Source organism: Azospirillum himalayense, from assembly GCF_042657465.1.
In the GTDB taxonomy this organism is placed as follows: Bacteria; Pseudomonadota; Alphaproteobacteria; order Azospirillales; family Azospirillaceae; genus Azospirillum; species Azospirillum himalayense.
This window is the reverse complement of record NZ_JBHSLC010000096.1, coordinates 1-18,648: the sequence shown is the minus strand read 5'-3', so window position 1 is coordinate 18,648 and position 18,648 is coordinate 1. Positions and strand designations below refer to the sequence as shown.

The following is an 18,648-nucleotide window of genomic DNA, read 5'->3' as shown; positions in this document are numbered from 1 at the left end:
GGATGAGCACTCCCATCGACACGGACGACGGCGGCGAGCATGGCGGCGGCCATGGCGACGGTTCCGGGGACGATCTGGACTGGGGCCTGGACGGTGATTCCGGCGGGTCCGAGACCGCCACCCTGATGGCCGACACCAAGGAGCTGAACCAGGAGGAGATCGACCGCCTGCTGAACTTCGCCGTCGGGCCGCAGACGGAATCCGCCGGGCAGACCCGCGCCATCGAGCGGCTGATCAGCACGACGACGGTCAACAAGGACCGGCTGCCGATGCTGGACGTGGTCTTCGACCGCATGGTCCGGCTGCTCAACACGTCGCTGCGCCAGTTCTCCTCGACCAGCGTGGAGGCCAGCCTGCTGCGCATCGACTGGCTGCGCTACAACGAGTTCCTCGACACCATCGAGCTTCCGGCCCTGGTCGGCGTCGCGCGGGCGGAGCAGTGGGACAACCACATCGTCGTGTCGGTCGACAGCGCGCTGATCTACTGCATGATGGACGTGCTGCTGGGCGGGCGGCGCAGCCGCGCCCGGCGCATCGACGGGCGCACCTACACCTCCATCGAGCGCAAGATCACCGAGCGGCTGATCCGGGTCATCCTCCAGGATCTCAGCCAGTCCTTCGACCCGATCACGCCCATCGACTTCACCTTCGACCGGCTGGAGACGAACCCGCAATTCGCCACCATCACCCGCGCCACCAACGCGGTCATCCGCGTGCGCATCGCGGTGGAGGTGGAGCGCCGCGTCGGCCACGCCGAGGTGGTCATCCCCTACGCCACGCTGGAGCCGGTGCGCGGCAAGCTGGTGCAGACCTTCATGGGCGAGAAGTTCGGCCACGACACGGTGTGGGAAAGCCACCTGAAGGCCGAGCTGATGCGCGCCAAGCTGGACCTCGTCGCGGTGCTGCAGCAGACCCAGGTCTCGCTGGGCGAGGTGCTGAACTGGGAAAAGGGCACCTCGCTGAAGCTGCGCATCGACCCCGACGCGCCGGTGGTGCTGCAGAGCAAGACCACCCCCCTCTTCGCCGGCCACATGGGCCAGCGCAACGGCAACATCTCCGTCAAGATCGACACCGACCTGGAGACCAAGCAGGAGCTGATCGATGGTCTCATTCCTCATTGACGCCGTTCTGGCGGTCATGCTCGTCACCGCCACGGTGTTCCTGGTGATCGTCAACAAGCGGCTGAAGGTGATGCGCTCCAGCCAGGCCGAGATCGGCGCGCTGATCGGCACCTTCTCCAAGACCATCGACGAGACCGAGGCTTCGGTGCAGCGGCTGGTCGCCGCCGCGACGGAGGCCTCGGCCAAGCTGTCCGACGGGCTCGACCGCGCCAAGGGCGTGACCGAGGAGGCGGCGCTGGTGCTCGGCTCCTGCGAGCGGGCGTCCAAGCGCATCGAGGCGTCCGTGCAGGAGGCCCGCGCCCTGGTCCGCCGCCTGGAAGAGGGTCCGGCGCCACGTCCGCGGCCCCGCCCTGTCCCGCCGCCTGCCGCCGTCACGGACCCGGAGCCCGCCCCCGCGAACGTCGCTCCCGCGCTGGACCGCGATGCGGCGGAGGATGAGGACGGCTTCCGCCCGATGCGCGTCGCCGCGCTGGCCGGGGCCGCCGCCCGCCCGGCAGAGGAACCGCCGCCTGCCGTGGAAACTGCCGCCGAAGCCACCACCGAACCCACCGTGGAAACCGGCGGCGCGCGGCAGCAGGCCGCAAACGCCTTCTACGCCCGGTTGCGGGCCATCGGACCGGAGCGCTGAGCCATGCTGCGCGTACTTCCCATCACGCTGGTGGCGATCCTGATGGTGCTGCCGCTCAAGCTCGGCTCGCTGATGGAAGGGCTGCCGGTGGTCGCCCAGCAGTTCGACCGTGAATTCGGCAAGCATGAGCGCCCCTGGGCCAAGGACCTGAAGGGCGGCGCGGAGGCGTTTCCGGACGCCGCGCCGCAGCCGGGCGCCATGATGGCATCACCTGCGATGGCGGCCTTGCCGGCGACCCCGGCGGCCCCGCCCACGGACGCCGCCCTGCCTGCGGCGAGTTGCACCGACCCGGCCCTGCGCGCCGCCATCGCGGAGCAGAAGGCCGACGTGAACGCCCGCACCCGCCATCTCGGCGAGGCGGAAGCGGTGCTGGCCGCCGCCGAGACCCGCGCCACCGCCCAAATCCAGAAGCTGAGCGCCATCAAGCGCGACGTGGAGGCGCTGATGCAGCAGCGCTCCAACCTCCAGGCGGAGGATCTGAAGCGCATGGTGACGATCTACGAGACGATGAAGCCGCGCGACGCCGCGCGCATCTTCAACGACCTGGAAACCGACATCATCATCGACGTGCTGGACCGCATGGCCGAGCGCCGCTCCGCCCCGATCATCGCGGAGCTGGAGGACGGCAAGGCGCGCGAGGTCACCCGCCTCGTCCTGCAACGGCGCGCCCTGCCCGGCGACCGTCCGCCGCCGCCCGCCCCGCTTCCCGTCCGCCTGATGCAGACGCCGACGAACTGAGCCCGGCTTCGGTTTGCCAGACAAGCGGCTGCCCGACAAAGAGACATCATGCCCAGCCTTCCTGACGTCATCGCCGCCCCGCCGCCCCGCCCCGCCCGTTCCACGGAGGCGACGGCGGCGCCGTCCCCCGGCGCGCCGGGCGAGCGCGAGGCGTCCGGAACGCCCTTCGCCGACCTGCTGGACGACGCGGCGGCACGCGGCGGCGCCGACCCCGATGGTGAACCCACCGACCTGGCCGATGCCGCCCCCCGGACCGGTGGCGCCCAGACCGGTGGCGCGCCGGCCGGCGCCGACGCCGCCCTGGCGGCACTCCTGCCGCTGCTGACCCCACCTCCGCCGACGCCGGCGGCGCCGGCGCCGGGCCTCGCGGCGGCCGGAACCTTGCCGGAGCCGGTGCCGTCGACCACCGGCCTGCCCACAGTGCCTCCCGTCGCGGCGCCCCCGGCGGAGGCCGCCGCGGCGCCGCAGCCACAGCCACAGCCGCAGGCCCAACCTGGTCCACAGCCGCCGGCCGCGCCGCTGTCCATGGCGCCCACCGCCGCGGCGATCCCGGAAGCCGGGCCGGCCGGGACGACGCCGGAGGCCACGACCGACTCCGCGGCACCCGCCACCCCGTCCGTTTCCCTGCCGGCTTCCGGCGCCAAGCCGGACTCGGCCCCACTGTTCCAGGCCAAGGATGCCGCGACGCCCGCCAAGGGCGACGCGACGCAGGCTCCCTCCCCCCAGCTTCAGCAGGCGATGGCCCAGGCGGGCGGCAACACCGCGTCCAACGGCGGCACCGGCCAGAATCCGGGCCAGGGGCAGGGACGCGGCAACCCGCCGGCCGGACCGGAAGCCCTGTCGGCGCTCCCTTCCCCGGCGGACCCCGTCGGCGCGCCGCCGCCGCCCTCCACCCTCGCCCCGCCGGCGGCCCACGCGGCGGCCCATTACGCGGCGCATCCCGGCGACACCACCGCGGCGCGGCTCCCCGCCGCCCAGGTGGCCGGCCAGCTGGTGCGCGTCGCCGAGGCCGGGGGCGGCGAGTTCCACATCGACCTGAAGCCGGAGGAGCTCGGCCCCGTCCGCGTCGTCGCCGAACTGAGCGGCGCCCGCGTCGCCCTGCATGTCCAGGCCGAAAGCCCGGAGACTCTGGCCCTGCTGCGCCGGGACATCCATCATCTGGAGCGCGCCCTGTCCGACGCCGGCTTCGAGCTGGACGGCGGCACCCTGAACTTCTCGCTGCGCGGCGACGGCGAGCCGCGCGGCTTCGCCTTCTCCGGCCAGGGCAACGGGACGGGCGGACGGGAGGACGGCCCCGGACGGGCCTTCCGCCTCGCCGATTCCTCCGGCGCGCTGCCCCCCGAACGCGCCGCTCGCCCCATCGACGGCCTCGTCGACATCTCCGTCTAGCCGCAAGGACCCGCCATGACCACGACCGCGGCCACCAACACGGCCACCACACCCCCCTCCGCCGCCGCGAAGAAGCAGACGGTGGATTACGAGGCGTTCCTGAAACTGCTGACCGCGCAGCTGCGCAACCAGGACCCGCTGTCACCCATGGACGCCACCCAATTCATGACGCAGCTCGCCCAGCTCTCCACGGTGGAACAGGGCGTGCAGACGAACCAGACTCTGGGGCAGGTGCTGGACACGCTGAAGAACAGCGGCATGCGGCTGGACATGGCCTATCTGGGCCGCAAGGTGGAGGCCGCGTCGGACCGCATCAGCCTCTCGGAGGGCAAGGCGGAGATGGCCTACGCCATCGACGGGGCTGCCGCGTCGGTGAAGATCGAGGTGGTGAACGACGCCGGGCAGGTGATCTACAGCGCGCCCGGCAGCCCGAAGACCGGCCGTCAGACCTTCACCTGGGACGGCAAGCGCAGCGACGGCGCCACCGCCGCGGACGGCAGCTACCTCGTGCGCGTGACGGCGAAGGACAAGGCGGGCACGTCGCTGACCACCGCCACCGTGACGACCGACACGGTGAAGGAGGTGCGCAGCGTCAACGGCGAGACCCAGTTCGTCCTGAAGGGCGGCGCCGTCGTGAAGAGCACGGACATCCTGTCCGCGTCGTAATATCCGTCTCCAAAAAACGAAAGCCCCTTCCTCCGGTCTCGGAGGAAGGGGCTTTCTGTTTCGAAGCGGCGCGTCACTTCGCCGACACGGTTCCGGTCCAGCCGGGCTCGACGCCCTTCATGTCGGGAAGCCGGTGGGCGATGCCCTTGTGGCAGTCGATGCAGGTCCGCTCGCCGGTGAACAGGTAGGTCTCGTGCATCTTGGCCGCCCGCGGGTTCTGGCGGGTGATGTCCATGGATTCCGCGCTGTGGCAGTTGCGGCATTCCAGGGAGTTGTTGGATTTCAGCCGGTCCCATTCGTGGGTGGCCAGCTCCAGCCGCTTGTCGAGGAACTTCTCGCGGGTGTCGATGGTGCCGAAGATCTTGCCCCAGACCTCCTTCGACGCCTGCATCTTGCGGCCGATCTTGTGCGTCCAGTCGTGCGGGACGTGGCAGTCCGGGCAGGTGGCGCGCACGCCGGAGCGGTTGGTGAAGTGGATGGTCTGCTTCAGCTCCTCGTAGGGGTTGTTCTTCATCTCGTGGCAGGAGATGCAGAAGGCTTCCTTGTTGGTGACCTCCAGGGCGGTGTTGAAGCCGCCCCAGAACATCACGCCGGCCAGGAAGCCGCCCAGCGTCAGGAAGCCCAGGCTGAAATGCACGCTGGGCCGCGAGAAGACGCGCCAGAAGCGTCCGGCGAGACTCAGAAGGCCTTTCATTTGGCGCCTTCCTTTCCACCGGCCAGAATGCTGTCGATGTCGCGGAAGCGGTTGCCGGTGATCGGCTGGGCGTCGGTCTGCGGCACGTGGCACTGGGTGCAGAAGTAACGCCGCGGGCTGACCGCGCCCAGCGTCTGGCCGTCGCGGTCCTGGAAGTGGGTGACCGAGATCATCGGGGCCTGCGAGCCCTCGGTGTTCTTGCGGTCATGGCAGGTCATGCACTTGTTGATGTTGAGGTCGATCTGGTAGTCGCGGATCGCGTGCGGGATCAGCGGCGGCTGGTCGGCGTAGTTCCGCGCCCGCTTGTGATCGTCGGTGATCTCCTTCGCCATCGGGTCGGCGGGGATCTCCTGGGTGATCGGGTGCGGGCCGGAGGGAACCTTCGCGGGGGCGGCCCCGTCCGCGGCGAACACGCCGGACACCAGGAGCGGCATGGCCGCGGCCAGCGCGAGGGCGGCAAAGGTGATGCGGGTCTTCATGGACGGGCTCCTCACGCGACAGGAATGATCTTGACCGCGCATTTCTTGAAGTCGGTCTGCTTGCTCAGCGGGTCGGTGGCGTCCAGCGTCACCTTGTTGATGAGCACCGTGTGGTCGAAGAAGGGCACGAAGACGAGGCCCCGCGGCGGCTTGTTGCGGCCCCGCGTCTCGACCCGCACCCGCACCTCGCCACGGCGGGAGGCGATGCGCACCTCCTGCCCGCGCCGCAGGTTCAGGTCCTTGGCGTCGTCGGGATGGATGAAGACGACGGCGTTGGGGAAGGCCTTGCGCAGCTCCGGGACGCGCAGCGTCATGGAGCCGGAGTGCCAATGCTCGACCACGCGGCCGGTGCAGAGCCAGAACGGGTAGTCCTTGTCCGGCGATTCCGCCGCCGGCTCATAGGGCAGCGCGAAGATGTTCGCCTTGCCGTCCTTGTTGCCGTAGAAGCGCACGCCCTCGCCCGCCGGGACGTAGGGGTCGAAGCCCTCGCGGTAGCGCCACTTCGTCTCCTTGCCGTTCACCACCGGCCAGCGCAGGCCGCGCTCCTGGTGGTACATGTCGTAGGGGGCAAGGTCGTGGCCGTGGCCGCGCCCGAAGGCGGCGTATTCCTCGAACAGGCCCTTATGGACGTAGAAGCCGAAGGCCTGCGATTCGCGGTTCTCATAGGCCGGGTCGCAGTCCGACAGCGGGAAGGCGTTGACCTGACCGTTGCAGTACAGCACGTCGTAGAGCGTCTTGCCGCGCACCTCGGGCTTCTTGGCGATCAGCTCCTCCGGCCACACCTCCTCGATCTTGAAGCGCTTGGAGAACTCGATGATCTGCCAAAGGTCGGAGCGCGCCTCGCCGGGCGCGCCGACGAGCTGGTGCCAGACCTGGGTGCGGCGCTCCGCGTTGCCGTAGCCGCCTTCCTTCTCCACCCACATGGCCGTCGGCAGGATCAGGTCGGCGGCCAGCGCTGTCACCGTCGGATAGGCGTCCGACACGACGATGAAGTTTTCCGGGTTGCGGTAGCCCAGGTAGGTCTCGTTCGCCGTGTTCGGCGCCGTCTGCATGTTGTTGTTGCACTGGACCCAGTAGGCGTTGAGCTTGCCGTCCTTCAGCATGCGGTCCTGCTGGACGGCGTGGTAGCCGACCTTGTCCGGGATCGTGCCTTCCGGCAGCTTCCAGATCTCCTCGGCGTGCTTGCGGTGTTCCGGGTTGGTGACCACCATGTCGGCGGGCAGCCGGTGCGAGAAGGTGCCGACCTCGCGCGCCGTGCCGCAGGCCGAGGGCTGGCCGGTCAGCGAGAAGGGGCCGCAGCCCGGCTGGCTGATCTTCCCGGTCAGCAGATGGATGTTGTAGACGAGGTTGTTGGCCCAGACGCCGCGGGTGTGCTGGTTGAAGCCCATGGTCCAGAAGGACATGACCTTCACCTTCGGGTCGGCGTACAGCTCGGCCAGCGCCTCCAGCCGGTTCTTCGGCACGCCCGACAGCTCGTGCGCCTTCTCCAGCGTGTAGGGCTCGACGAACTTCGCGAACTCCTCGAAGGAGATCGGGTCGGACTCGTTGGCCTTGGCGACGTTCTTCGCCTTCTGCTCCAACGGATGCTCGGGCCGCAGGCCGTAGCCGATGTCGTCGCGGCCGCGCTTGAAGTTGACGTGCTTGGCGATGAACTCCTGGTTCACCCGGCCCGTCTTGATGATGTGGTTGGCGATGTAGTTGAGGATCGCCAGATCGGACTGCGGCGTGAAGACCAGACCGATGTCGGCGAGGTCGAAGCTGCGGTGCTCGTAGGTGGACAGGACGGCGACCTTGCAGCCCTCATGGGTCAGCCGGCGGTCGGTGACGCGGGTCCACAGGATGGGGTGCATCTCCGCCATGTTGGAGCCCCAGAGCACGAAGGCGTCGGCCTGCTCCATGTCGTCGTAGCAGCCCATCGGCTCGTCCATGCCGAAGGTGCGCATGAAGCCGACCACCGCCGACGCCATGCAGTGGCGGGCGTTGGGGTCCAGGTTGTTGGAGCGCAGGCCCGCCTTCATGAACTTGGAGGCGGCGTAGCCTTCCATGATCGTCCACTGGCCGGAACCGAACATGCCCACCGCGGTCGGGCCCTTCTTCTTCAGGGTCTCCTTCCACTTGGTGGCCATGATGTCGAAGGCCTGGTCCCAGCTGATCGGGGTGAATTCGCCTTCCTTGTGGAACTGGCCGTCCTTCATGCGCAGCAGCGGCTGGGTCAGCCGGTCTTCGCCGTACATGATCTTGGACAGGAAATAGCCCTTCACGCAGTTCAGGCCGCGGTTGACCTCGGCCTTCACGTCGCCGTGGGTGGCGACGATGCGCCCCTCCTTCACGCCGACCATGACGCCGCAGCCGGTGCCGCAGAAGCGGCAGGGGGCCTTCGACCAGGTGAGCTTGGCGTCGGCGCCGGCCGTCAGGGTGCCGGCCTCGGCAGTCTGGAGGGCGGCCGGCAGGCTCACACCGGCCGCCGCCGCCGCGGTCACGGCGGCTTGGACCTTCAAATAATCACGGCGGGTCAGGGACATAGGGGGTGCCTCCTGGGGCGGGTCGTCTTTTTTTGGACGGACGTCAATGGGCGTGGGGAACGAGAGCGGTGTCGGCGGGCATCGGCTCCGCGCAGCGCTCGGCGTCCTCGTAGTGGTGGTAGACCAGCGTGGTGGTGTGGACGCCCGCCATGGCGTTGATGTCGGCGATGCGGTCCAGGACTTCGGCCTCGGTCGCGGTTTCCAGCGTGACGATGGCCTTGCCGTTCTCCGACGCGTGCCAGTCGGCGCCGTCGAGCGCGGCGACGACTTCCTTCAGGGCGGCGGTGCGGTCCGGCGCGTGCTGGATGACGAGGCTGGAAATGTGCAGTTTGGGCATGGCCGCCTCACATCCCGCCGGAGTGGGACAGGATCTGGTACATCCAGACGGAGAATCCGTAGGCCCCGACCAGCCCGATCGCCAGGAACGGCCATATCAGGATGGAGAGGGCGAAGAAAACGAACCCCTCGAAGCGGCGGGTCGGGGCGGCGGTATCGGCGGTGCGGGCGGGCGGCGCGGTCATGGCGGTCCCATGGATTGATCGAATGGTATCGCCGCGGAGCTTCATCCTTTCGCATCATGAGTGGCTTGACCGAGGTCAAGTGCCGGCACCGACCCAGCCCCTAAGTACCGGTACTTTCGTCGTTTCGGACGTTTTGCCGCACGCCAACGCAAAACCCCTCCCCCGCTGGGCGCGGGGGAGGGGTTGAGGAAGCGAACCGGGATCGGGCGTGTTACAGCCGGGTGTTTTCCTGGCGCATCAGGCGGTCGATCAGCACGCCGCGCACCAGATCGGGGCCGAGCTGTTCGGCGGCGGCCTGCTTCAGGGATTTGGCGACGGCGGCGGGATCGACCGACGGGCCGTCGAAGGCGCCTGCTCCCGCCATGCCGAACAGGGCCTGAAGCAGGGCGTTGCGCGCGTGGGGCAGATGGCGGCGCAGCAGGTTGGATTGCTCAACGCTGCCCGTCTGCAGGGTGATCTGGGTCAGGATGAAGGCGTTGGTGCGGCCTTCCACCAGCACCGGCACCATCAATTGCCCGACCTCCACGTAGAAGGGGCCAGGGCCGTCGGTGGGCAGGTCCGGCCCGGCGCCGGCCGTCTGCTCCACAGCCTTCTCCTCGGCGCCGAGCGTCAGTTGCAGGCGCCCGATGCCGTAGCCGACCGCCGCCGCCAGGGCGGCGCAGAGCACGAAGACCGAGTATCGGCTGGGTCCGGGGCGATCCGCCATGGTCGCGTCTCCCCCCGCTCAGAAGGGCATGATGATGTCGAAGACCTGCTGGCCGTAGCGCGGCTGCTGGACGTCGGTGATCTGGCCGCGCCCGCCGTAGGTGATCCGCGCCTCGGCGATCTTGTCGTAGTCGATGGTGTTCACGTTGGTGATGTCCTCGGGCCGGATGACCCCGGCGATGCGCATCTCGCGCAGCTCGTAATTCACCCGCACCTCCTGCCGACCGGCGATCACGAAATTGCCGTTGGGCAGCACCTCGGTCACCACCGCCGCGGCGCGCATGGCGATGCGCTCGTTGCGCTGGATGGTCCCGGTGCCGGAGGAGGAGGAGGAGCTGTCCATGTCGACGAGGCTGGACGGATCCACCGCGTCGGGCAGCACGGCGGGCAGCCGCGACTCCAGCCCGAAGAAGTTCGGCAAGCCCGCCGACTCGGCGTTGGAACGCTGGCGCTGCGTCTGGTTCTGCAACTGTGCCTGATCGGCGATGTTGATGATGACGGTCAGCAGATCGCCCACCTGCTTGGCCCGCGGGTCGCGGAAGAAGTCGCGGGACCCGGTGCGCCACAGCGAACTCGGCACCTGCTCGTTCGTGTTGGGGCGCGGCATCGGCATGGAGATGACGCGCGCCTCCGGCGCCATGGCCGGATTGGAGATCTCCGACAGGCGCGGCGCCTGCCCCACGTCGGCCAGCCGCCCGCAACCGGCGAGCGCCACCGTCAGGGCGAGGATCGGAACCAAGGTGCGGGGCGGGAGCGTGCGCATGGCGGTGGTGTCCTTGACTGGACTCAGAATTTCGCGGGAGCCGCATTGGCCGGCATGGCGTCCGGCGGCCCTGTGACGGTGACGGTCTGCGGCCCTGTGATGGTCCCGGTGACGACGATGTTGCTGGCAACGTTCATCACCCGCACCAGCTCCCCCACCCCGCCGTCCTGCAGGGCACGACCGCGCGCCATCAGCTGCAGGGGCCCGTCCTCGTAGACGAGGCTGACCGGCTTGTTGCGCTGAACCACCAGCGGGGCGCCGACCGCGGAGGTCTGGATCAGCCGCCCGGCGGAGAGCTGGCGGCGGCTGGCCAGCCCGGCCAAGCTGTCGCGCGAGGTGACGACGGCGCCGTTCAACCGCTCCAGCGGCATCGGGATGGTGGTCAGATCACTGTCGGCGATCACTTCGCCGGGCAGGATGCGGCGCGTCGGCACCGGCACCTCGACCATGATCTCGGCCTTGGCCTTGATCTCCAGAATGCGCCCGTCGCTGCTGACCAACGCACGGATCAGGCCGCCACGCGGGTCGTAGGACAGGTCGCGCACCGCCTCCACCGGGCCGGAGAAGGGCACGGTCAGCACCACCGACACCCGCGCGTCCGGCGGCACCGCCGGGCCGAGCGAGGCCGCCAGCTCCTGCGCCAGCAGCGCCTCCACCGCTCCCTCGCCGTCGGACAGGTACGCCGCCTGGGCGGGCACGACAAACAGCTGCAGAGCGACCGCGAGTCCGGCCAGATGACGAACGGAACGCCGCATGGCGGTCACCGCATGTTGGAGAGGGTGGAGGCCATCTGGTCGCCGGCCTCGACCACCTTCGCGTTCATCTCGTAGGCGCGCTGGGCGGATATGAGTTCGGTGATCTCCTGGACGACGTTGACGTTGGAGGATTCCAGATACTTCTGCCGGATGGTGCCGAAGCCCGCCTGCCCGCCGGTGCCGTCCTGCGGCTCGCCCGAGGCGGGGGTGGCGCGGTAGAGGTTGTCGCCCATCGCCTCCAGCCCGGATTCATTGACGAACACGGTCATCACGAGCTGGCCCAGCACGCGCGGGCGGGTCTGCCCGTCGACAAAGGCCTGCACCTCGCCCGAGGCGTTCACGGCGATCTCCCGCGTGCCCTGCGGAACGGTGACCTCCGGCAGCACCGGGTGGCCGTCGCTGGTCACGATGGTGCCTTCCGGCGACAGCTTGAAGCCGCCGGCGCGGGTGTAGGCGGTCTCGCCCGCCGGCATGCGGATGTTGAAGTAGCCGCGCCCCTCGATGGCGAGGTCCAGCTCGTTCCCGGTGGAGGTCAGGTTGCCGGTCGTGTTGATGCGGTTGACCGCCCCCGGACGCACGCCGAGGCCGACCTCGATGCCGGTCGGGATGATGGTGCCGGCATCGGTGGACTGGCTGCCCTGGCGCCGTTCCGACTGGTACATCAGGTCCTGGAACTCGGCGCGCCCGCGCTTGAAGGCGGTGGTGTTGATGTTGGCGATGTTGTTGGAGATGACCTCGACGTTCAACTGCTGGGCCATCATGCCGGTCGAAGCGATGCTGAGCACGCGCATGGACGCAATCTCCTGATTTTAAGCGGATTTGCCGAGGCGGTTGATGGCGGAGCGCAGCAGGTCCTGCCCGTCGTCCATCATGCGGGTGACCGACTGGTAGTCGCGCGTCAGCTCCATCATCCGCGACATCTCGGCGATGGACTGGACGTTGGACTGCTCCACCTTGCCCTGGATGATCCGGGTGTCGGGGGCCGGCAGCGGCTGGGCGTCCACGGCGTCGAACAGCACGTCGCCGGTCTGGGCCAGCGCCTGCGGGCTTTCGAAGCGGACGACGCGCAGCCGGGCGATCATCTCGTTGTCGGCGGAGACCAGCCCGTCGCTGCCGATCTCCATCCGGCTGCGGTCGGCCGGGATGACGATGGGCTGCTGGTTGTCGTCCAGATAGGGGAAGCCGCCGGCGTTCACGAGCTGCCCGTCGACGTCGCGCCGCATCCGCCCGTCGCGGGTGTAGCGCAGGCCGTCCGGCGTCTGCACCTGGAGCCAGCCGTCGCCATCCAGCGCCACGTCATAGGGGTTGTCAGTCGGCTTCAGGCTGCCGGCGGTGAAGTCGGTGTAGGTGGCGCGGTCGATGGTGAAGGCGATCTTGTCGGACGGCTTCATGCCGCCACGCTCCATCGCCGCTTCGAACAGCATGCGTTCACCGCGGAACCCCGCAGTGTTCATGTTGGCGATGTTGTTCGCCACGACATCGAGCTGCCGGCGCAACGCCACTTGCCGCGACAATCCAATGTAAAGGGGATTCTCCATCGCCGGACACCTTCGGTTTGAACGCCGCCTTAACCTAGGTGATGCAGTTTAAAGCCGGGTTTCAACCTGAGGCGCCACGACGGGAACTGACCGGTGTCTTGGGGGATTTGATTCCGATTTAGATAAAATTTGGGGCAGTCGCGATGCATCCCTGCCGGACCCTGTCCATCTCCCTGGCCCTGCTGTCGGTCACCACCGCCCTGACGGCGCCCGCGAGCGCCACGGACTCCACTCCCGCCCCCATCACTGTGCAGACGGGCGACCACGCCGATTTCTCGCGTCTGGCATTGGTCAACGCGCAGGGCGCCCCGGCGGTCGATGTGGGAAGCTGCGGCGGGCGCGTTGCCTTCTCGCAGGCGGTTCCCTGGCCGCTGGACGCGCTGAACGGCACCTATTCGCGGCGCCTGACCGGCTTCCAGACCGGGGAGGAGGGACGCAGCCTGACCATGGACTGGCCCTGCGGCGCCCGCGTCATCGTGCGCCGGGAGCGGCGGATCACCTTCATCGACGTCACCGACCCGCCGCGGCCGGCGCGCAAGCCGGGCGCTCCCGTGCCGGCATCCGAAGGCGTTCTGCTGGCCGAGGCGCCCGGCGCGTCGGTCTTTCCGATGATCGCGCCGCCGCCGGTTTCCGAACCGGCGCCGGCCCCAACAGCGCCCGCCCAAGCAGCGTCCACCAGCCTCGCCGAGCGGCTGATCCCGATCGCCAGCGCCCAAGCGCAGCCAGTCGTGCAGGCGCCGCCCGTGGTGCAGCCGCCGCCGTCGGCCACGCCGCAACCGGTCGCCAAGGCCCCACCCCCTGCCCCGCCACCGAAGCCGGAGCCCGCCCGGACGGTGGCCGCCGTGCCGCCGGCCGCGCCTCAGGCCCCTGCCCCCGCCGTCCAGACCGACCCGCCGATCCGCGCCTTCGACCTGGACGCCTGGGCCGGCGACGACTACCCCGCGCGCAAGCAGCATCTGGAGCAGCGCATCGCCGAGAGCCAGGGCCGCGCGCGGGTGGACGCGCTGCTCGCCATGGCCCGCTTCACGCTGGCCCGCGCCCTGCCGGAGGAAGGCCGCGCCGCGCTGGACGCCGCGGAGAGCCTGACGCCGGGGCCGGACCAGCGCTACGAGCTGCGCCTGCTGCGCGACGCCTTCCGCGCGCTGGACGGCACCGCCGATCCCGACGACAGCCAGTTCGTCCGCTCCCAGCCCACCCCCGCCACCGCCGACCATCACGTCTGGCGCAGCGCCACCCTGGCCCCCAGCCGCTGGGCCGCGGCGAAATCGAGCCTGCCCATCGCGCTGAAGCGGCTGCTGTCCTACCCCGCCGACCTGCGCGGCCGCCTGCTGACCCTGCTCGCCGAATCGGCGGGTGAGGCGGCGGACGGCCCGTCGCTGAACCTGATCGTGCTGGAGATGATCACGCTGGACGGCATTGGCTCCACCGACGGGCGGCTCGACTTCTTCCGCGGGCGTCTGGCGGAGCTGCACAACGAGACGGCCGAGGCGCTGACCCACTACAAGCGCGCCGCCGCCCTCCCCAACCTCTACGGCCACCGCGCCCAGGTGCGCTCCATCGAGCTGCGGCTGGCCAGCGGCGCTTTGGACGATCCCGGCGCCATCGCGGAGCTGGAAAGCCTGCGCTACGCCTGGCGCGGCGGCGACGTCGAGACGGATGCGCTGGCCGCGCTGGGCGCCGCCTACACCCGCGCCGGGCGGATCGACGCGGCGCTCGACATCTTCGGCCTGCTCGGCCGCCGCTTCGGCGCGACGGCGCGCGGGCGCGCGGCGCTGACCACCGGGCGGGGGCTCCTCGACGCGGTGATCGGCCATCTGGAGACGACCCCGGGCAGCGCGCTCGACGCGCTGTCCCTGCAGGTGCGCTACGGCCGCACGGTGGCGCTGACCGACGACGATGCCGGAACGCAACAGCGCCGGCTCGCCCGGCTGCTGGCCCACGGCGGCTTCACGCTGGAGGCTGCGCGCCTGCTCCACACCGTCGCCGAGACCGCGCGCGGCGCCGAACGCGCGGCGGTCGGTCTGGAGCTGGCCCGCGTGCTGCTGGACGCCGGGCGCGGGTCGGAGGCGCTGGCCGTGTTGGACCACACCGCCGGCCCAGCGCCGGACGCCGCCGCCGCCGAACGCCGCGCCCTGCTGCGCGCCGAAGCCTTCGCCACCGAGGGCGAGGCGATGCGCGCCTTCGACGCGCTGCGCGGCCTGACCGGCCCCGACGCGGCGCGCATCCGGGCGGACAGCCTGTTCCGGGCCGGCGAGTGGCCGGCAGCCCGCGCCGCCTACGCCGAGCTGCTGGGCGGGCCGGGCACGCCCCTGCCGGACGACATCGCCTTCCACGCGCTGGCCGCTTTCCGGGCGGGCGACGAAGCGGCGGTCACCGCCGCCGCGGAGCGCCACGGCAAGGCGCTGGCCGGAACCCGCTGGGCCGGTCTGCTCGACGCCCTGGCCGTCCCGCCCGACCCGGCGGGCAAGCCGCTGTCCAGCGCCACGGTCAGCGGCCAGCTCGCCGCCGCCGACGCGCTGGCCGGCATGGTGCGCCGGTGGAAAACACCCTGACGGCCCCCGCCCCACACGACGGCTCCTTGAGCCCGCCCCCTCTTTTCGGCCGAGCCGGAGGACACACATCATGCGTTTGCTGTTCGGAATCGTCGCGGTCTTCCTGAGCGTGCTCGGCGGCTTTGCCGCCATGGGCGGGCGGATGGGCGTGCTGTGGCAGCCCGTGGAAATCGTCATCATCGTCGGCGCCGGCATCGGCGGCTACGTCATCGCCAACTCCATGGCGGTGCTGCGCGCCACCGTCCGCACCATCGGCGCGGTGGCCCGCGGCCGGCACACCAGCAAGGATGAGTATCTGGACCTGATCTCGCTGCTCTACGCCCTGCTGCGGCAGGCGAAGTCCAAGGGCGTGTCGAACATCGAAAGCGACATCGACAAGCCGGACGACAGCCCGATCTTCGCCCAGTACCCCTCGGTCTTCCGCCAGCCGCGCTGCGTCACCTTCCTGTGCGACTACATGCGCCTGATCGCGCTGGGCCAGGACAACCCGCACGACCTGGAAGCCCTGATGAACGAGGAGATCGAGACCATCGGGCGCGAGCTGAACCAGGTGCCGAAGGCGCTGCAGAATCTGGCCGACGCGCTGCCGGCGCTGGGCATCGTCGCCGCCGTGCTGGGCGTCATCAACGCCATGAGCGCGATCAGCGAGCCGCCGGAGGTGCTTGGCCACATGATCGGCGGGGCGCTGACCGGCACCTTCCTCGGCGTGTTGCTGTCCTACGGTCTGGTCGGCCCGATCGCCGCCGCCGCCCGCCATCGCCGCGAGGCGGAGCTGACGCTGTTCATCTGCGTGCGCGCCGCGCTGGGCGCCTATCTGCGCGGCAGCCCTCCGCAGGTCTGCGCGGAGTTCGCCCGCAAGGTGCTGTTCGCCGACACGCAGCCGAGCCTTGCTGAGGTCGAGGTCGCCACCACCCTTTCCTCGCAGGCGAAGGCCCGCGAGGCGAGCCAGCCCGCCTGAGGCCCCGCCATGCCCCGCAAGCGCATCGAGCCGACGATCATCATCAAGCGCCGCTACGGCGAGGAGGAGGAGGAGCACAACAGCGCCTGGAAGCTGGCCTACGCCGACTTCGTGACGGCGATGATGACCTTCTTCCTGATCATGTGGCTGATGAACATCACCACGGTGGAGCAGCGCAAGGGCATCGCCGACTATTTCAACCCGGTGGCCCTGTCCCAGTCCAATTCGGGCGCCGACGGCATGCTCGCCGGGCGGGCGGTGGACAAGACGGGATCGCTGTCCACCCCCAACGCGCCGGGGGAGCACAGCGTGCCGGTGGCCGCGCCGCCCGTCGTCGCCTCGCTGGGCGAGAGCGACCGCGAGCCCGCCGGGCGCAAGGACCCCATGCCCAACCCGCCCGGCGGCAAAAGCCGGCCCGACCGCGACGCGCGGGCCGAGCTGGAGGCCCTGCTCGACCGCCAGACCGCAGCGCTGAGCGAGCAGCAGGGTTTGGAGAAGGCCGAGCGCGACCTGCGCACGGCGCTGGAGACGATGCCGGAGCTGGGGGCGCTCGCCGGCAGCGTCGTCATCGAGCAGACCTCCGTCGGCCTGCGCGTGCAGCTCACCGATCAGGCGAAGGTGTCGATGTACAACGTCGGCTCCGCCCAGATGAACGAGCAGGGGCGCCGCCTGATGCGGCTGGTCGCCGGCGCCGTCGCCTCGTCGCCCAACCGCCTCAGCATCACCGGCCACACCGACGCGCTGGGCTATGCGGACGGAGCGAAGTATGGCAACTGGGAACTGTCCAGCGACCGCGCCAACGCCGCCCGCCGCGAGCTGATCGCCGCCGGCGTGCCGGCCCGGCGGATCGTCCGGGTGGAGGGCCGCGCCGACCTCGACCATCTCGACGCCGCCAACCCGCTGGCCCCGCAGAACCGGCGGATCAGCATCACCCTCCTGAAGGCCGCGGCAGGGGAATAGGCCCCCTCAGGTCGGGCTGGTCTTCACCACCGGCCGCGCGCGGAGCAGTTGGACGGTGGTCAGGAAACCCAGCACGGCGGCGGCGCTCCCCAGCAGGAAGACGCCGCCGTAGCCCACCCGGTCGGCGAGCAGCCCGGCCAACGGTCCGGTCAGGCCGTAGGCGACGTCCTGGAACGCCGCGAAGGCGCCGAGCGCGGTCCCGCGGAGCGGCGGCTCGACGAGATGGACAACCTCGCGGCCCATGGCAGGGAAGACCAGCGAGCAGCCGAGCCCGGTCAGGAAGGCGCCGGCCAACGCGGTGACGGGATCGCCCGCGGTCCACAGCAGCGCCTGCCCGACCGCCTCCACCCCCAGCGATCCCATCGCCACGCGCAGCCCGCCGAAGCGGTCGGGCAAATGGCCCAGCGCGAAGCGGACGAGCACGAAGCCGAGGCCGAAGGCGGTCAGGCCGAGCCCGGCGTGGGGCCAGCCCTCGCGGACGAAGTGCAGCGAGAAGAAGGCGCCGATGGCGGCGAAGCCGATGCCCTGGAGGCTGACGATGGCGCCCTGCCGCCAGATCCGCCCGAGCACGCTGCGGAAGGGCGGACGCTCGGCGTCGGGATGGGCCGGGATGCCCTCCATCCGCCGGATCGCCAGAAGCCCGAGGGCGGGCAGCAGCGCGCTGACCGTCATGACGCCGGAGAAACCGAAGCGGTCGAGCAGCGCCAACCCCAGCGGTCCGCCCGCCGCGAAGGCGCCGTAGAGCGCCGCCCCGATCAGCGCCAGCACGCGGCCCGAGCGCTGCGGCCCGACGATGCCGATCCCCCAGGCGACCACCCCGACCCCGACGAGGCTTTCGCCGACGCCGATGAGCAGGCGGCCAGCCACCAGCACGGAAAAGGCCGCCCATGGCGAGAAGGATAGAGGACCGGCAGCCATCGAGACCAGCCCACCGGCCACATAGAAGGCCAGCCCCCGCCCGACCGCGCGCTTGGCGCCCCGTCGGTCGGAGACGGTTCCGGCGAAGCCGCGGCTGAGGATGGTGGCGAGGAAGGCGCTTCCCACGCCCAGCCCGGCCCAGACATTGCCCATCCCGAGATCCCCGGCCACGAACAGCGGCACGACGGGAAGGGACAGGGCGACACAGAGGTAGGAGACGAAGAGGAGGGCGGTCAGGACGATCAGGCGGCCTTGCGCCGGATCGCGCGCCGACACCGGCCTATGATCCGGCCTTTGCTGGGGACCCATGGAGTGCTCCACACTGGTCCTCGCCGATGGCCGTCCGTCCGAACACGCGAACGCACTCCGATCGGCGAGGATCGTTGAGTGCGTTGGTTGACGTTGAACGCTTACGGCCAGCGTGGCTGGCGATGCGGAACAGGGTACCGATCCCGCGGAGAAATGCAACAGGTCGCGTTGGCCTGGATGCCATCACGGGCCTTGCTCCAGCTTGACCGGTGGCCGTCCTGACAGCGATGGCGAGGGGCCAGCATCGAGATCCCAAACACAACGAAAAACCGGCGCTTCCCACGGGGGGAAAGCGCCGGCCTTGCCGTTCATGAAGCCGATTGTCAAGTGTGCTTGAAGCCTGCTGCGTCCACGTCCTTGGCTGGTGTGGCGTGTGCCGTGGTGACCTGGCGGCGACCTACTCTCCCACGTCTTAAGACGCAGTACCATCGG

19 protein-coding genes are annotated in these 18,648 nt (G+C 70.2%); 8 read left to right on the top strand and 11 right to left on the bottom strand.

What is annotated here, in order from left to right:
• Positions 1 to 2 precede the first annotated feature (2 nt).
• From fliM to ACFPMG_RS26840, 5 genes are read left to right on the top strand one after another with little or no spacing between them, the layout of a single operon-like run.
• Entirely contained in the window at positions 3 to 1,121 is a 1,119-nt protein-coding gene (gene fliM, locus ACFPMG_RS26860) for a flagellar motor switch protein FliM (RefSeq protein WP_376998288.1), read from the top strand.
• Complete coding sequence (locus tag ACFPMG_RS26855; protein ID WP_376998287.1) at positions 1,102 to 1,749, top strand: DUF6468 domain-containing protein; 648 nt, start codon at positions 1,102 to 1,104, stop codon at positions 1,747 to 1,749. The genes fliM and ACFPMG_RS26855 overlap by 20 nt, the downstream gene beginning before the upstream one ends.
• Positions 1,750 to 1,752: 3 nt before the next feature.
• The gene (locus ACFPMG_RS26850; RefSeq protein ID WP_376998286.1) at positions 1,753 to 2,487 is read left to right on the top strand and encodes a MotE family protein; all 735 of its coding nucleotides are present in this window, start codon (positions 1,753 to 1,755) and stop codon (positions 2,485 to 2,487) included.
• 48 nt (positions 2,488 to 2,535) lie between these two features.
• Complete coding sequence (locus ACFPMG_RS26845; protein WP_376998285.1) at positions 2,536 to 3,876, top strand: flagellar hook-length control protein FliK; 1,341 nt, start codon at positions 2,536 to 2,538, stop codon at positions 3,874 to 3,876.
• Positions 3,877 to 3,891: 15 nt separating this feature from the next.
• Entirely contained in the window at positions 3,892 to 4,542 is a 651-nt protein-coding gene (locus tag ACFPMG_RS26840) for a flagellar hook assembly protein FlgD (protein WP_376998284.1), read from the top strand.
• A 73-nt stretch (positions 4,543 to 4,615) separates the two neighbouring features.
• Here the strand turns inward: ACFPMG_RS26840 and ACFPMG_RS26835 are convergent, their stop codons facing one another.
• The 10 genes from ACFPMG_RS26835 to flgF form a co-directional block, all read right to left on the bottom strand.
• Positions 4,616 to 5,236 (bottom strand): NapC/NirT family cytochrome c, encoded by a 621-nt coding sequence (locus tag ACFPMG_RS26835; protein ID WP_035682928.1) that lies wholly within the window; start codon positions 5,234 to 5,236, stop codon positions 4,616 to 4,618.
• Complete coding sequence (locus tag ACFPMG_RS26830) at positions 5,233 to 5,715, bottom strand: nitrate reductase cytochrome c-type subunit (RefSeq protein ID WP_035682930.1); 483 nt, start codon at positions 5,713 to 5,715, stop codon at positions 5,233 to 5,235. Before ACFPMG_RS26830 ends, ACFPMG_RS26835 begins: the two co-directional genes overlap by 4 nt.
• 11 nt (positions 5,716 to 5,726) lie before the next feature.
• Positions 5,727 to 8,237 carry a nitrate reductase catalytic subunit NapA gene (gene napA / locus ACFPMG_RS26825; protein ID WP_376998283.1) on the bottom strand — a complete coding sequence of 837 codons (2,511 nt, stop codon included), beginning with the start codon at positions 8,235 to 8,237 and terminating at the stop codon, positions 5,727 to 5,729.
• A 43-nt stretch (positions 8,238 to 8,280) separates the two neighbouring features.
• Positions 8,281 to 8,574 (bottom strand): chaperone NapD, encoded by a 294-nt coding sequence (locus ACFPMG_RS26820; protein ID WP_376998282.1) that lies wholly within the window; start codon positions 8,572 to 8,574, stop codon positions 8,281 to 8,283.
• A gap of 7 nt (positions 8,575 to 8,581) precedes the next feature.
• On the bottom strand, positions 8,582 to 8,758 hold the full coding sequence (locus ACFPMG_RS26815; RefSeq protein WP_376998281.1) for a periplasmic nitrate reductase, NapE protein: 177 nt from the start codon (positions 8,756 to 8,758) through the stop codon (positions 8,582 to 8,584).
• Positions 8,759 to 8,969: 211 nt separating this feature from the next.
• Positions 8,970 to 9,464, bottom strand: coding sequence for a hypothetical protein (locus tag ACFPMG_RS26810; protein ID WP_137107356.1), 495 nt, complete (start codon positions 9,462 to 9,464; stop codon positions 8,970 to 8,972).
• Positions 9,465 to 9,482: 18 nt separating this feature from the next.
• Positions 9,483 to 10,226: a flagellar basal body L-ring protein FlgH gene (gene flgH / locus ACFPMG_RS26805; protein WP_376998280.1), complete on the bottom strand. Its 744-nt coding sequence runs from the start codon at positions 10,224 to 10,226 to the stop codon at positions 9,483 to 9,485.
• A gap of 23 nt (positions 10,227 to 10,249) precedes the next feature.
• Positions 10,250 to 10,981 (bottom strand): flagellar basal body P-ring formation chaperone FlgA, encoded by a 732-nt coding sequence (gene flgA / locus ACFPMG_RS26800; RefSeq protein WP_376998279.1) that lies wholly within the window; start codon positions 10,979 to 10,981, stop codon positions 10,250 to 10,252.
• Between the two features lie 5 nt (positions 10,982 to 10,986).
• Positions 10,987 to 11,772, bottom strand: coding sequence for a flagellar basal-body rod protein FlgG (gene flgG, locus ACFPMG_RS26795; RefSeq protein WP_094305780.1), 786 nt, complete (start codon positions 11,770 to 11,772; stop codon positions 10,987 to 10,989).
• Positions 11,773 to 11,790: 18 nt separating this feature from the next.
• Complete coding sequence (gene flgF, locus ACFPMG_RS26790) at positions 11,791 to 12,519, bottom strand: flagellar basal-body rod protein FlgF (RefSeq protein ID WP_376998278.1); 729 nt, start codon at positions 12,517 to 12,519, stop codon at positions 11,791 to 11,793.
• Positions 12,520 to 12,662: 143 nt separating this feature from the next.
• Here flgF and ACFPMG_RS26785 point away from each other — a divergent pair, with 143 nt between their 5' ends.
• The 3 genes from ACFPMG_RS26785 (at position 12,663) to ACFPMG_RS26775 (ending at position 16,989) form a co-directional block, all read left to right on the top strand.
• Positions 12,663 to 15,071, top strand: coding sequence for a hypothetical protein (locus ACFPMG_RS26785; protein WP_376998277.1), 2,409 nt, complete (start codon positions 12,663 to 12,665; stop codon positions 15,069 to 15,071).
• 70 nt (positions 15,072 to 15,141) lie between these two features.
• The gene (gene motA / locus ACFPMG_RS26780) at positions 15,142 to 16,029 is read left to right on the top strand and encodes a flagellar motor stator protein MotA (protein ID WP_109070357.1); all 888 of its coding nucleotides are present in this window, start codon (positions 15,142 to 15,144) and stop codon (positions 16,027 to 16,029) included.
• 9 nt (positions 16,030 to 16,038) lie between these two features.
• A complete protein-coding gene (locus ACFPMG_RS26775; RefSeq protein ID WP_376998276.1) occupies positions 16,039 to 16,989 on the top strand; it encodes a flagellar motor protein MotB in 951 nt (316 codons plus the stop codon).
• A 6-nt stretch (positions 16,990 to 16,995) separates the two neighbouring features.
• Here ACFPMG_RS26775 and ACFPMG_RS26770 read toward each other — a convergent pair whose 3' ends face one another.
• On the bottom strand, positions 16,996 to 18,183 hold the full coding sequence (locus ACFPMG_RS26770) for an arabinose transporter (protein WP_417281721.1): 1,188 nt from the start codon (positions 18,181 to 18,183) through the stop codon (positions 16,996 to 16,998).
• Between the last annotated feature and the right edge of the window lie 465 nt (positions 18,184 to 18,648).